The organism is Congregibacter variabilis (genome assembly GCF_045689235.1).
In the GTDB taxonomy this organism is placed as follows: domain Bacteria; phylum Pseudomonadota; class Gammaproteobacteria; order Pseudomonadales; family Halieaceae; genus Congregibacter; species Congregibacter variabilis.
Genome location: NZ_CP136864.1, coordinates 1,601,460 through 1,614,225, shown reverse-complemented (window position 1 = coordinate 1,614,225; position 12,766 = coordinate 1,601,460). Strand labels below are relative to the sequence as shown.

Below are 12,766 nucleotides of genomic sequence, written 5' to 3'. Positions count from 1 at the left end.
GTCCCGATTCCCCGGCTGCTATGCTCAGAGGCCGCCCTTGGCGGTGTCTTGAGTAAATGTCGAAATGACAGGGAGTTCAAGTGGAGAATCCAGGTAGAGGTGGTAGGACTCGCCCAATCGATTCCATGGACGGATCGTTTTGGGGTTCAGCGGAGGATCGCGATGTACAACCGGAGTTGTGCGTCCTAATTGCTTTTCATCCTGACACCTCTCGCATCGGCGAACGCTACCGCATTGCTTGCACTGATGATCCTGTGATCGTCGGCAGACACTTTCCCGAATTTGCTGCTTCCACCACAGCCAACGTCAAGGGGATCGGTGATCAGTACGTGAGCCGTGAAGCTTTTAGCCTCCTGCGTGAGGGCCGGGATTGGCGGATCCGGCGAAACCCGGGGCGTTCGCGACTGCGCGTCAACGCACAAGAGCTTCCCACGGAGCAGCTGTTCAGTGAGGAGCAGCTACAGCAGGGACTGATTGTCAGCCTCGCACAGCGCATCGTTTTGCATCTTAGGTTGCAGCTCCCAATGCCTGCGCAGCAAGGCGCCGTGGCGGCCCTGGCATCACTCAAAGGCCTGAGTCCCGCAATGCAGCAGTTGCGCGAAAGCACATTGCTTGCCGCTAAATCGTCGGCTGACGTTTTACTCATTGGCCCAACCGGTACCGGCAAAGAGCGCATCGCTCGCGCTATTCATACTTTGAGCGACCGGTCTTCGGGTCCCTGGGTTGCCGTGAATATGGCGGCTACGTCCGTGGAAATCGCAAGCGCGAGTTTATTTGGCGCACGAAAAGGCGCCTACACAGGCGCCGATAGCAACCGATCCGGTTATTTTCAACAGGCTGATGGAGGCACGCTTTTTCTTGACGAAGTGGGCGACACTCCCCCAACGCTGCAGCCCATGCTTTTACGCGCACTGCAGGAGCGCGAAATTCAGGTGGTTGGTGGAAAGACCGAGCGAGTGGATTTACGGGTAGTTGCCGCTATGGAGCAAGATCCGGATGAATTGCGGGAGCGTTTTCGCCCTGCACTTCGATATCGACTGGGAGCTCAGGAGATACGTTTGCCGGCGCTTGTGGAGCGTCGCGAGGACGTAGCGCTTCTGGCTGCAGATTTCTTTGGGGAGTGTGCAACTGACGATGAACGCCCCTGGGATATCGGTCAAAGCGAGACCAGTATTCGATCCTGGGCACGGCTGTTTGAACAGTTATTGGCCTATGACTGGCCCGGCAACATCCGTGAGTTACAACATACAGTTGCACAGATTAGCAGTTGTTCTACGTCGGAATTACACGTTCCGTCGGCTGTAAAAGCGCGTCTCACAGCAGTCTCTGTCACTTCAGTGATGCCCGGGGAGCATCAGCCTGATACACGGGTGCAGGAAATGCCGCCAACGCGCTTGGCGGATGTTTCGGACGAAGATTTTATCGTCGCCTGGCGGGCGGCCAAGTACGAAGTGGCAGCCATTGCCCGGCAGTTGGGCGTCTCGCGTTCTGCGATCTACCGGCGGCTAGAGAGTCTGCGCGAATGTCGCCTTGCCGCAGATGTGCCGCTGGGCGAGATGCTTGCAGCACTGGATGCCTGTCGAGGAGACCTTGCTTCGACTGCTGACCGTTTGGCTGTATCCCGGCGCGGCCTTCAGACGCGACTGCGAGCCAGCGGTGTCAGCAGCGGGTATCGGTCTGACACCTCAAAGCGCTAGGGCTTGAGGCAAACGGTGAACCGAGGGCTCTCACAGTACCGTTTGTTACGCCGACTAGGCTCTGGAGGGCAGGCGGAGGTTTATCTCGCTTTTGATACACGCCTGAAGCGACGTGTCTGCATCAAGCTCTATCACCTTACGGGCTCGCTTTCGGTGCGCCGCCGCGCTGTGGCCGAGGCTCGGCATCTGATGCGGGTCGATAGCCCACACACTGTGGCAATACACGACGTAGTCAGTGCGGGTCCGCACCTTGCTCTGGTGGTGCAGTACGTGCCCGGCTGCTCCCTGGAGGACCTGCTCGCGCGTGTTCATCGTCTCGCTCCTGCGAATGCTCTGGCGCTAGTGACAGATCTTGCAGCGGCTCTTGCAGCATTGCGTCGAGCGGCTGTAGTTCACGGCGACATGAAACCGGCAAATGTCCTTGTTACGCCCAGTGGTCGCGCTGTGCTGACGGACTTTGGTGCAGCGCAGCTGGTGGGTGAGCAATGGTTAGCCGGTAGTCCCGAGGCTCTGTCTCCGGAGCAGTCGCGGGGTGAGATGGCTGATCTGGGTAGTGATTTTTTCAGCCTGGGATTGCTGTTGCATCGCATGCTCTTTGGCGTACATCCATTTTTTACAGGCAGCGAGCTCGACGTTCGCCGGCTTCGGGGCGGTTTGAAAAAGCTGCCAAACATGCCAGGGGTTGGTGAGTCGGAGGCTGAAGCGATCAAAGTACTACTGCAGATGTTATTGGCCGCTGAGCGAGCAGACCGGCCTGAGGGAACCTTTGAGCTCAGAGAGTGTTTGCGGGAGCTGCGCAGTTTGCTTCCCGCGGCGAATTTCGCGGAGCTTCCACTGCACACCGTTACGGAGCCGGTCCCCGCAGGCGTCTCTGCTGCGCGGCTGCCGCAAAAACTGGTTCGCCTTCCGCTAGGACAAAAAGCGCGAGCTCTTTTTATGGACTACTGGGCTCGTGGCAGTTCCGGTGCGCGGAGCCTGCTGATTGCGTCTATGCTAGTGCCTTGCGTGGTGCTGGGCCTTGTTATGTTGATGCCGGGTCCTTGCATCTCTGTCGCCATGCCTCAGGTCAATGTGTTGCACGACACAAAAATGCTCGCAGCAACCGAAGAGCAACTCCGGGTTTTACTCAGTTTGCTTCTCAAGGAGCGGGTGGAGGATGCGGTGGTCCTTGGGGCGGGACTTGCTAGCGACAACAAATATACTCTCACTTCTGCGGGTAGCAGCAATGTCTGCATCGCACAGCGGGAGCTGTCTTTGCAGGTCGATTGCGCGTCCGGACGCTGTCTTTTACAGCTACGAGGGTCGAGGGATTCCCGGCGTCAGGAGCAGCAGTTGTCGTTGCCTCAGGGAGCCACACTTCCGCAATTAAAACAGGCGCTCTCGCAGTTGCTTGATGAGCTGGGTCGTTTCTTGATTACTTAGCTTAGAGAACTTACCAGCGCTTGGTTAAGAGGGAGTTCGAGTCCAAGACTGTGCGCGCGGCGCAGGAGTTCTGCATTGAGATAGTTGATCTCCGTGGGACGTCCCGCGAGTGTGTCCTGGAGCATCGAAGATTGATTCTTGGCAGTGCTTCGGCATACGCTCACTGCAGCATCCAGTAAGTCGCCGTGCTTTCTCCATAGTCCCAATCTCTTTAGTGCCGGCTCGCTTTCCTCGCAAAGAGACCGTAGCTCAGGGCCGGCCGTGTTACCGAGCAATAATAGTTGACCATTGAGACACTTAAGCTTCGCTGTGAGTGGATTGATGACGCAATTGATCGAGAACTTCTCACCTATGGCCAGTTCCATGCATGGCTCCCAGCACCAGCCCTCCAGCATTGCCAGGCTATCGCGGAACCAGTTGGGGGGATCTTCGGCTGACTTTCCAGGCCCCATACGGGTGCTTCCTGTTGCAACGACGTGCACTGCTGCCCTGTGATCTCGGTAGGCCGCTGCAGTGCTCACTGCACGATACAAGTTCTGCTGGGGCAGTAGTGCCTTAAACCCCTCGTCAAATCCCAGGCCATTGGCAGTGCATGCGATTACGGCATTCGGTGATAAGTACGGCATCGCCAGCTTCAGAGCATCAAGCAGTTGGCCCGCCTTGGTGGTGATTAGCAATCGTTTGATGCTTCCCGGGGCCTGCGCATCCAGAGTGTGAATGGGCAGTTGTGTGCTGCTTTGTCCATCGATTAACAGTCGTGAACTTTCGCCTTCGTGATGATGCAATAACGTGCAGGGTAGCCTTGCATGTTGCATGCGATAGGCGATCAGGCTCCCCATGGCTCCGGCACCGAAGATGTGCCAGTGACTCATTGTGGGGCCCCGTTCAGTAAAAATTCGGCAAGTTTACGGTGCGACAGCGACGCCTGATTTGAGCTGCTATGGTGGACGCTGAACCAACAGGCTTCGATGCAGGCGTAAACCAGACTTTGCGCCTTAAAGCGCCTTTGCTCCGCCTGCGTCGCCGGACGCTGCAGATAGAGTTCCAAGAGTTCGCCGTTCACTCTTCCCGGTAAGTCCGATGCACACACCGCAAGGTCAAAAAATGCATCCCCCGGAGCAGCGTATTCCCAATCAAGGGCGTAAAGGCGATCTTTGCTGCGCAGACAGTTCGCGCGCAAAAGGTCGTTGTGACACAGCACGGTGGCGATGTTTTTCTGCTTGCCTAACTCACTCACCGCTTTGTTGATACGCGAATGCCCGGTGCGCATAAGTTCTGCCAGGGATGACTCAGGCTTGATTGCAGTTTGGTAGCGTTGCAAAACGGCGGTGGATTCGAGGCACTCACCCAGTGGAGGGAGAGCATGAATTGCTCGCAGGAGTCCGGCGAAATCAGCTGCTGTGTTCTGAGCGTCCTGCTGCGCATCGATCCATTCCATAACTGTAATGCCGCGCTTGGGATCACTGAAGAGAATGCCCGGCGCTATTTTGCAGGCGGCGGCCTGCGTCTGGATGGCAAGTTCCCGTTCTCTATGGCTGGTGTCGCGGTTTTGTTTGTCAATGCGGAGCACCCAGCGCTGCCCGGGGGTCTCGATCAGCTGTACGTGGTGGTTATAGCCGCCGTCAAGACGGCTCCCGGGGGTCGGCGCGCTATCTAGCTGCGGTGCCCAGGCAGCGTGGTCTTTGCAAACCTCGTCGACTATTCGCCGTGTTGAAGACGCAAGCTGTTGTGCCACTGCTTCCATGCGATAAAGGCCAATACCGTGTAAACCAAATAGAGCGCTGATGATGCCAGTAATCCAGCGTCCAGATATAGCCCGGCGGTTACTGCATCGATGCCGATCCAGTAGACCCAGGCCTCAAGTTTCTTTCGCGCCACCATCCATGTGGCCAGAACGCCGCCCCAGCTACTTGTGGTATCCACGATTGACTGAATGTCTGTTGGCGAATTACGGGCAATGAGTGTGAGGCCGCTAAGCGCCAGTAGGCTGATGATCACTATGCTGTGGTAGCGCCAGTCAACCTGAGTCACGAAGCTTGCGTCCCGGGAACCATCCTTACCCCATTGCCACCAGCCGAGCGCGGCCATTGCAAGGTAAAAGGCTTGTAGCAGAGCCTGCATGGGTAGCCCCGCTTGCCAGAAAATCCATCCGAAAATTATTGATGCCAGCGCGCCGGCAATCCAGCAACTGCGTTTTTCGCGGATCGCAAGGACAAGATAGGCAAGTCCCAGCACTACCGCCAGCGCTTCCAGTACTTCGTTCAAAGACGCAGTTCCAGAGAGAGACCCAGCTGTCTGGGATCAGCAAACTGCCGGTAAGCCTCGGTGATGTAGCCTTTGCGAGGATCATTGCCGAAACTGCCAAAGCCTCGGGTGAAATAGTCTTCATCAAGCAGATTGCGTCCCCAAAGAGCGAGTTCCCAATTCTCCCGCTGATAGGCGACGCGCAGATGCAGCAGCGTGTAGGCGCCCGATTGTTCGTCATGGCGATCAGAGAAGTAGAAGCTGTCGCGGCCTTCCCACTGCAGGTCAGCCTGCCAATGCTTACCGGGTCGCCAGTTGAGGCCAGCCGCAAACTGATAGCTTGGAGCATGTGCCTGCTCGCGACCTTCCAGATCTCGACCATCGGCGTTTACGTATTCGTCAAATTGTGCCCGAAGGAGACCCGTGTTGAGATAAACCTCCAGTGTGTCACTGGCGGCGGCGCGCAGTTCCCACTCCAGACCCAGGTTGTAACCTGCCGCGGCGTTGTCGGTGAAGTCTACGAAGGCTGTGCTGCCATCCCCCCGGGGGATAACAATAGAGCCGCGTACCTGCTGATCGCTGCGATCCATATAGAACAGGGTCACTGCGCTTCGCAGTCGGCCATCAAGGAATTGCCCTTTATGACCGATTTCCAGGTTATACAGCAGTTCTTCGTCGAAAAACCGCAAGCCCGCCAAGCTGTCCGATACCTCGCTGTTGTCGTCAGGGAACGCAAGAATGCCCGCATTGACGCCGCCTGCGCGGTAACCTCTGGAAATGGCCGCGTACAGCATCCCGAGTTCATCAGTTTCGAATTTCAGAGCTACTTTCCCGCCCCACAGACTGTTGTCTGGTTTGCTCGAGATGGCATTGGAGTCATCGTATTGCATGGAGCGATTAGCGAGTCGAAGACCTGTGCTCAGTGTCCAATTTTGCGATAGTGCCAGATCGATCTGCCCGTAGGCTGCCAGGGTTTCGGCCTGAAAGCGGCTTGTAAAGTCCTCGCTGAGAAAGGTGTACTCCCGACGTAGTGACTCATCGTCTTGAAGCGCGTAGAGCCCAGCGGTCCAATCAAGCGCGCCGGCTGCGGTGGCCAGCGACTCTGTTGATGACAGCCTCAGCTGAGCACTGTAGCTGTCGCGATTTCTCAGATAACGATCAAAAGATGAGTACTCAAGATCCGGGGCAATGCCCACAAAACTCCAGTCTTCGTCATAGCTGTAGTCGGTGTCGGATGTGGCGGCGCTGGCCATGACTTCTGTCAGCACTCTATCGCCTTCCCATCGGTAATGCAGTCCTGCCGCGTCGCTTTGCTGGCGATCATTCCCGGGCATGTCCGATAAAGTCGTGCGCGTATTATCGAGGGAGAACGCATCGTAACCGTTGTCGATATCGATATGAGCTAGCGTGACATCCAGGCTCTGGCTGGCATTTGGAATCCAGCGCAGCCGTCCGCGCAGACTTGTTTCATCGCGGGCATTGTTGTCGCTGCGATTGAGGAAGCTGTTATCCATGAATCCATCGCTACGATGTTGGAATGCCGCGATACGAAAGAGTAATTTCTCTGTTGCGAGGGGGCCCGTTACGCTCACGCCGAGCTCTCGACGTCCGTAGTCGCCAACGGTGGACTGTAGCCGTGCGCCAAATTCAGACTCCGGTGCGGCACTGCGCATATTGATAAGACCCGCCAGAGCGTTTGCGCCGTGCAAGGTTCCCTGGGGGCCGCGGAGAATTTCCACCTGTTCTATATCAAAAAGAGTCGCCCCGCTTCCTAGCCCACTAAAGTCAATGCCATCAATAAGCAGGCCTACGGAAGGGTTCAAGGGATCCACAAACTGACTGCGCTCACCCACCCCGCGTATCTGATAGAAACGCGCACGGGAGCTCCCGCCTGCCAGATTCACATTGGGTGCGAGTTGCAGAAGATTCTCAAGGTGAATGGCCGTGCGCTCCTGAATTTGCGACGCATCCATGACGCTACTGCTCGATGGTTGAGACAACCAGGGCGTGTCTCGAAGTTCGGCGGTAACGATAATCTCTTCGAGGGTTGGGACTTTGCTAGTCTCTTGAGCGTGTCCGCTGGCGACGAAGGTCAGGCTGAGCAGAGTGCCGAGAAAGGCATGTTGCGCACCGGTTTGCCACCGTAGAATCTTCCCTATGTGGTCCCGATGGATGTGGTCCCGATGGCGCGCAAGCGTGGGTTTAAGGCTGAAATTTTTCGCTGTCAATTGCTTCATGTTTGTTCCCTTGAGCGAGGGAACGAGCAGCTCTGGGCATGAGATGTTATGCCAGCTCTGCAACCATTCCTACGCCGGTATTGCCCGGATCAGGTTCAAAGGGTTCGCTGCATCGCTTCATTGTCTCCCGCAGGGTCTTCCACGGGAGGACAGTGAAGGGCAGGCGTCTCAGGCTAGTGCCACCCCTCGGTTTGCTCCGTGGAGTATAGTGGCCTTACACTTGCACATCAAAGCGTTTGAGTGCTTATTCAGTGCGAAGGAGAGTTTCTCGTGGCGCATAAACAAAATAAGAAAGAGCTAGAGTGAGCGAAGACCACAGTACTGAGCCTACTGAGCCTACTGGGCCAGAGGTCACCAATATAGAGATGACCGCTCTCCCGGCAGAGGCCGACGATAGCGACGATCTTGTCTCGCTGTTGCATGTCCATGTCCTGCGCCAGTTGCGTCAGGCGCAACGCAATTTGCTGGCGGTAAAGAGCCTATCTTCCCTGGTTAAGTACCTTCTGGAGGATTTTCCGCAGGGATTTGGTTCCCCGCAGGCCGAGTTGCGACTCTACGACCCCGAAGAGCAGATCGCCCGACTGCTGCCCATACGCAAATTGTTCGGAGCATCTTTGTCGCTGAAGACCGACAGCTATGCGCTCTACCAGCTCTATCACGACGTGCCTGAAACAGCGATCATAGATCTTGATGATCGCCGCATGTTCACCATTTTGTCCGGGGCAAGCAACGCCGCCGGCGCGGTCATGATGCCGCTGTTCGACGGCAAGCGACTTGTGGGGAGCTACCACATAGCTCTCACCGATAAGATGACCAGCTACGGAGCGCAGGAGCTCGAACTTTTCGCCATGTTGGGCCAATTGGTAGCTGCCGCGCTTTTGCGCGTCGTTGAGTATCAGCGCGTAGACCAGCTGACCCTGTTGAACCCGGTAACCGAAGTGGGCAATTTGCGCGCGTTTCGTCGTGATATGTTGCGGGAGATCTACTGGGCTCGGCGGGTCAATCATCCCATGACCTTGTTGTATATATCGTTGGATGAACTGGCGGATATCTGCAAGAGTTACGGTGAGGTGGCCTGTCATTTTGTACAGCGCCGCGTATCGCAGCGACTGTGCTCTGAGCTTCGGGCGACGGACTATATCGCCCACATCTCTGCGACGCATTTTTCTGTGCTGTTGCCTGCCTGTAACGAACCCCATGCACACGATATTGGTGAGCGTATGCGCCAGGATATCGATGAATTCGCTATTGATGATGGCCGGGGCGCCGTGCTGCATGTTTCTTTAAGCATTGGGTTGGTCTGCTGGGAGCCTTCCCGGCATCCTGTGGAGTCCAGTGAGCGTCTGGCGACGCAGATGGAGTCAGAGGCTGAAGCGGCCATGCAAAAAGCAGAGCGTGGGGGCGGCAATCGGATATCTGTGGCGCGCCTCGGTCTGCTGATGCTTTAGTCATGGAGGGGCTGAGAGAGCTTTTAGCCAATAATCGTGACTGGGCGGAGCGTGTTAGCGCCGCTAACCCGCAATTTTTCCCTGAGCTCGCAGGGCAGCAATCTCCCCGTTATCTATGGATAGGATGTTCTGACAGCCGAGTACCGGCCAACGAGATAGTGGGGCTCAAGCCCGGTGAGGTGTTTGTGCATCGCAATGTTGGCAATGTGGTCGCGCACGGCGATCTCAACTGCTTGTCGGTGCTGCAGTACGCTGTGGACATTCTTCAGGTATCGCATGTGGTTGTGGTGGGACATTACGGCTGCGGAGGTGTGGCAGCGGTACTTGACCCCAAGCCTCGAGGTTTGATTGATAACTGGCTCAAGCACATTGAAGATGTGGCGATTCAGGAACGAGAGGCACTTGAGGCTGAGCCCGATGCTGAGGTACGGGTCAATTTGTTGTGTGAGATGAATGTTCAGCGTCAGGTCGAGAACGTGGCTAGAACCTCTGTGGTACAGGCTGCCTGGGATCGAGGCCAGTCACTGGGTGTACATGGATGGATTTATAGTCTTAGTGACGGCTTGCTTAAAGATCTTAAGTGCAGTCAGTTTGAGCCCGGCTACGCTGCCGATACTGAGACCTGATACTCATTTTTGCCGTGCCCCACGGCATGCGGCTATCTATTGCGTCGTGCTAAACTGCCGCGCCAAAGTTAACTGTCTGTCAAGGAATAATCATGGCTGAGCAAAAAGCCACCAATGTGCATTGGCACGAAGGTGATATCACGCGGGATCACCGTGCCAAGTTATTGGGTCACAGGGGGGCCACCATCTGGTTTACAGGTTTGTCCGGTAGCGGTAAGAGCACCGTGGCGGTGGAACTTGAAGGTGTTTTGAATGAGCGTGGCGTCCTGGCCTATCGTTTGGACGGTGACAATGTTCGCATGGGTATCAACAAGAATCTCGGCTTCTCCGCAGAGGATCGCACGGAGAATATTCGTCGTATTGGAGAAGTGGCCAAGCTCTTTGCCGACAGCGGCATAATTGCGCTGTCGAGCTTTATCAGCCCCTATGTCGCAGATCGCGATGCGGTACGTGAGTTACATGCAGCGGCAGGTATCGACTTTATTGAAGTCTTCGTAGATTGCTCACTAGAGGCGGCAGAAGGCCGCGACCCCAAGGGCCTTTATAAGAAAGCGCGGGCCGGAGAAATCAAAAATTTCACGGGTATTGACGACCCTTACGAAGCGCCACCATCTGCAGAGGTACACCTGCATTCGGACAAGCAAACACTGAACGAAGAGGTTGCGCAGATTTTGAAACAGCTGGGCGACCGCGGCATCATCGCCGCTTAAAGAGGAATTCGAAATGATTAAACCCCACGGGTCTGCGCAGCTGCGTCCTTTGTATGTGTATGACAATGATGCTCGAGCGGCACTTGTTGCAGAAGCGGAGTCTCTGCCGTCGATGTTACTCAATTCTGCGGCAGCGGCGAATGCTGTTATGTTGGGAGCTGGGTACTTCAATCCACTGACGGGTTACATGACCCTGGGTGATGCACTGTCGGTAGCGGAGCATCTGACGACAGAGTCGGGTCTGTTTTGGCCCGTGCCTATTTTGAACGTCACCAATGACTTAAGCGTAGAGGCCGGTACGCGTATAGCCTTGCGCGATCCTAATGTGGATGGCAATCCAGTGCTGGCTGTTATGGATGTAACGGCCGTCGAAGAGGCCAGCGAAGCACAGCTTGAGCAGATCGCGAGCAAAGTGTTCCGCACCCTGGACCCTGAACACCCTGGCGTTGCCACATTCTTGAGTCTGGGTAAACGCATAGTGTCGGGTCCCATACAGGTGCTTAATTTCTCCTACTTTGCCAGTGAGTTCCCTGATACTTTTCGTACCGCGGTGGATATTCGCGCGGAAATCGCGGAGCGGGGCTGGGAAAAAGTCGTTGCATTCCAGACTCGTAATCCAATGCACCGGGCGCATGAAGAACTGTGTCGCATGGCCATGGAGGACCTGGGCGCCGACGGCATCCTGATCCACATGTTGCTAGGCAAGCTCAAGCCGGGAGATATTCCTGCTGAGGTTCGCGATGCATCAATTCGCAAGATGGTTGATGTGTATTTTCCGCCGAACACGGTAATGATCACCGGTTATGGTTTTGACATGCTTTATGCAGGTCCCCGAGAAGCTGTGCTGCACGCCGTGTTTCGACAGAATTGCGGTTGTAGCCATCTCATCGTAGGTCGTGATCATGCAGGTGTTGGTGATTATTATGGTGGCTTTGACGCTCAGACGGTGTTTGATGAAGAGGTTCCCGATGGCGCTCTGGAGATCGATATTTACCGTGCCGATCACACCGCTTACAGCCGCAAGCTTGATCGTGTCGTAATGATGCGCGATGCACCGGACCACAGTAAGGACGACTTTGTTTTACTGTCTGGTACTGCGGTCCGTGAAATGCTGGGAAAGGGTATCGCACCTCCGCCTGAGTTTTCGCGACCTGAAGTCGCGAAGATCCTCATGGATTATTACCACAGTCAATAGTAAAAGACCCGGTTGAGCGCTGGCGAGTCCGTCATATTAGTGTCACAATTTTGCCCTTCAATGGCCGCTTCCCGAGAGGGCCATTGAGTTCACAAAAGTGGTAAAGCTGGGGGCAGCGGTGACAGCGCTTTGGCAGACACGGTTGACTAGCTTCGCATCCCGGTTTAACCATGGGGCGGCGACGGTATTTCGATTTTTTTCACAGCCGACTAACTTCCTTTTTCTGCAGCGCGGCCTTGCGCTGCTTCTTTGTAGCTGGATAGCGCTGTCTTTATGGACAGCGCTTTGGAGTTTTTTTCCCGAGGCCCCTCCCTTGCCTGCGGCCGCCGTTATTAATCCAGTCTCCAGTAGTACGGCAAGTCGCGCGCGTGCTGCGGTGGACATAGACTCTCTTGTCGCGGCCCAGCTGTTTGGGCGGCCCGGAGCAGTGGTCGCCCCGGAGGCACTCGAGGCGGCGACTGGTCGAACTCCTGCGATGAGCGAGGCCGAGGCTAGCGTTGCGCTTGCAGGTATTGAGGATGGAGCGCCGGAAACTGGCTTGCCGCTATTGTTGCGCGGTGTGCTCGCAGCGTCCGAGGCCGGTCTCGGTCAGGCCGTAATCGAGCACCGCAATCTGCAGGACCTGTATCAGGTAGGTGACGAATTGCCAGTTAGCGGTGACGTGGTTTTAGCTAAGGTGCTGCCTAATCTGATCGTGCTGGACAATGGTGGTCGCTACGAGGTTCTGCGTTTGTTTGAAGACAGTGAACTGGTTGCCCCTGTCCGATCTGGGGCCTTGCCAGTTGGTTCCCGGGATGCGGCTCGGAGCGTATCAGCCAGTGGCGATGCCTCGGCACTGGCCGCTGAGTATCGGGATCGACTTTATCGTAATCCCCAATCCTTAGCTGAGGTGGTGCGGGTGGCAGCGGTGCGTGAGGGCTCCGAGTTGCAGGGTTATCGGATTAGTCCCGGACGGGCAGCAGAGGAGTTTTCTGCACTGGGTTTCGAATCCGGCGACGTAGTGACCGCCGTGAATGGCCTGACCCTCAAGGATCCTGCAAATACGGTGAAGCTATATCAGGCAATGCGTTCGGCCAGTGAAGCGAGCTTTGAACTACAGCGAAAGGGAGAGACTGTGACACTTAACGTAAGTCTTGGAGCAACTGTTGATGAGAGCGGCCTATGACAACTTTGCCTAAGATGTGGTG

At 56.0% G+C, this 12,766-nt stretch carries 11 protein-coding genes and 1 riboswitch; of the genes, 7 read left to right on the top strand and 4 right to left on the bottom strand.

The window, feature by feature from the left end; genetic code table 11:
- Nucleotides 1–125 precede the first annotated feature (125 nt).
- Nucleotides 126–1,697, top strand: a complete 1,572-nt coding sequence (locus tag R0135_RS07120) for a sigma 54-interacting transcriptional regulator (RefSeq protein ID WP_407349561.1) — start codon at nucleotides 126–128, stop codon at nucleotides 1,695–1,697.
- Nucleotides 1,698–1,712: 15 nt separating this feature from the next.
- The gene (locus R0135_RS07115) at nucleotides 1,713–3,119 is read left to right on the top strand and encodes a serine/threonine-protein kinase (RefSeq protein WP_407349560.1); all 1,407 of its coding nucleotides are present in this window, start codon (nucleotides 1,713–1,715) and stop codon (nucleotides 3,117–3,119) included.
- On the opposite strand, the gene R0135_RS07110 is transcribed toward R0135_RS07115, so the two are convergent.
- Genes R0135_RS07110 through R0135_RS07095 form a run of 4 tightly spaced genes read right to left on the bottom strand, consistent with a single transcriptional unit; the run spans nucleotide 3,116 to nucleotide 7,600 of the window.
- Entirely contained in the window at nucleotides 3,116–3,991 is an 876-nt protein-coding gene (locus R0135_RS07110) for a ketopantoate reductase family protein (RefSeq protein ID WP_407349559.1), read from the bottom strand. The two genes, R0135_RS07115 and R0135_RS07110, sit on opposite strands and share 4 nt — an antisense overlap.
- Complete coding sequence (locus tag R0135_RS07105; protein WP_407349558.1) at nucleotides 3,988–4,863, bottom strand: choline/ethanolamine kinase family protein; 876 nt, start codon at nucleotides 4,861–4,863, stop codon at nucleotides 3,988–3,990. Before R0135_RS07105 ends, R0135_RS07110 begins: the two co-directional genes overlap by 4 nt.
- Nucleotides 4,818–5,384, bottom strand: a complete 567-nt coding sequence (pnuC, locus tag R0135_RS07100) for a nicotinamide riboside transporter PnuC (protein WP_407349557.1) — start codon at nucleotides 5,382–5,384, stop codon at nucleotides 4,818–4,820. Before pnuC ends, R0135_RS07105 begins: the two co-directional genes overlap by 46 nt.
- A complete protein-coding gene (locus tag R0135_RS07095) occupies nucleotides 5,381–7,600 on the bottom strand; it encodes a TonB-dependent receptor (RefSeq protein ID WP_407349556.1) in 2,220 nt (739 codons plus the stop codon). Before R0135_RS07095 ends, pnuC begins: the two co-directional genes overlap by 4 nt.
- Before the next feature lie 49 nt (nucleotides 7,601–7,649).
- Nucleotides 7,650–7,797, bottom strand: a riboswitch (TPP riboswitch).
- Nucleotides 7,798–7,902: 105 nt separating this feature from the next.
- Here R0135_RS07095 and R0135_RS07090 point away from each other — a divergent pair.
- From R0135_RS07090 to gspC, 5 genes are all read left to right on the top strand, one after another.
- The gene (locus R0135_RS07090; RefSeq protein WP_407349555.1) at nucleotides 7,903–9,048 is read left to right on the top strand and encodes a GGDEF domain-containing protein; all 1,146 of its coding nucleotides are present in this window, start codon (nucleotides 7,903–7,905) and stop codon (nucleotides 9,046–9,048) included.
- Between the two features lie 2 nt (nucleotides 9,049–9,050).
- Entirely contained in the window at nucleotides 9,051–9,674 is a 624-nt protein-coding gene (gene can / locus R0135_RS07085; RefSeq protein ID WP_407349554.1) for a carbonate dehydratase, read from the top strand.
- A gap of 92 nt (nucleotides 9,675–9,766) precedes the next feature.
- Nucleotides 9,767–10,384, top strand: a complete 618-nt coding sequence (gene cysC, locus R0135_RS07080) for an adenylyl-sulfate kinase (RefSeq protein WP_407349553.1) — start codon at nucleotides 9,767–9,769, stop codon at nucleotides 10,382–10,384.
- A 13-nt stretch (nucleotides 10,385–10,397) separates the two neighbouring features.
- Nucleotides 10,398–11,579: a sulfate adenylyltransferase gene (gene sat / locus R0135_RS07075; protein ID WP_407349552.1), complete on the top strand. Its 1,182-nt coding sequence runs from the start codon at nucleotides 10,398–10,400 to the stop codon at nucleotides 11,577–11,579.
- A gap of 142 nt (nucleotides 11,580–11,721) precedes the next feature.
- Nucleotides 11,722–12,744, top strand: a complete 1,023-nt coding sequence (gene gspC / locus R0135_RS07070; protein ID WP_407349551.1) for a type II secretion system protein GspC — start codon at nucleotides 11,722–11,724, stop codon at nucleotides 12,742–12,744.
- Nucleotides 12,745–12,766 lie beyond the last annotated feature (22 nt).

Bases quoted from the DNA above. Each gene is read 5' to 3' on its own strand.
- R0135_RS07120 (WP_407349561.1), top strand. From the start codon at position 126: ATGGACGGATCGTTTTGGGGTTCAGCGGAGGATCGCGATGTACAACCG.
- R0135_RS07110 (WP_407349559.1), bottom strand. From the start codon at position 3,991: ATGAGTCACTGGCACATCTTCGGTGCCGGAGCCATGGGGAGCCTGATC.
- R0135_RS07105 (WP_407349558.1), bottom strand. From the start codon at position 4,863: ATGGAAGCAGTGGCACAACAGCTTGCGTCTTCAACACGGCGAATAGTC.
- R0135_RS07095 (WP_407349556.1), bottom strand. From the start codon at position 7,600: ATGAAGCAATTGACAGCGAAAAATTTCAGCCTTAAACCCACGCTTGCG.
- can (WP_407349554.1), top strand. From the start codon at position 9,051: ATGGAGGGGCTGAGAGAGCTTTTAGCCAATAATCGTGACTGGGCGGAG.
- cysC (WP_407349553.1), top strand. From the start codon at position 9,767: ATGGCTGAGCAAAAAGCCACCAATGTGCATTGGCACGAAGGTGATATC.
- sat (WP_407349552.1), top strand. From the start codon at position 10,398: ATGATTAAACCCCACGGGTCTGCGCAGCTGCGTCCTTTGTATGTGTAT.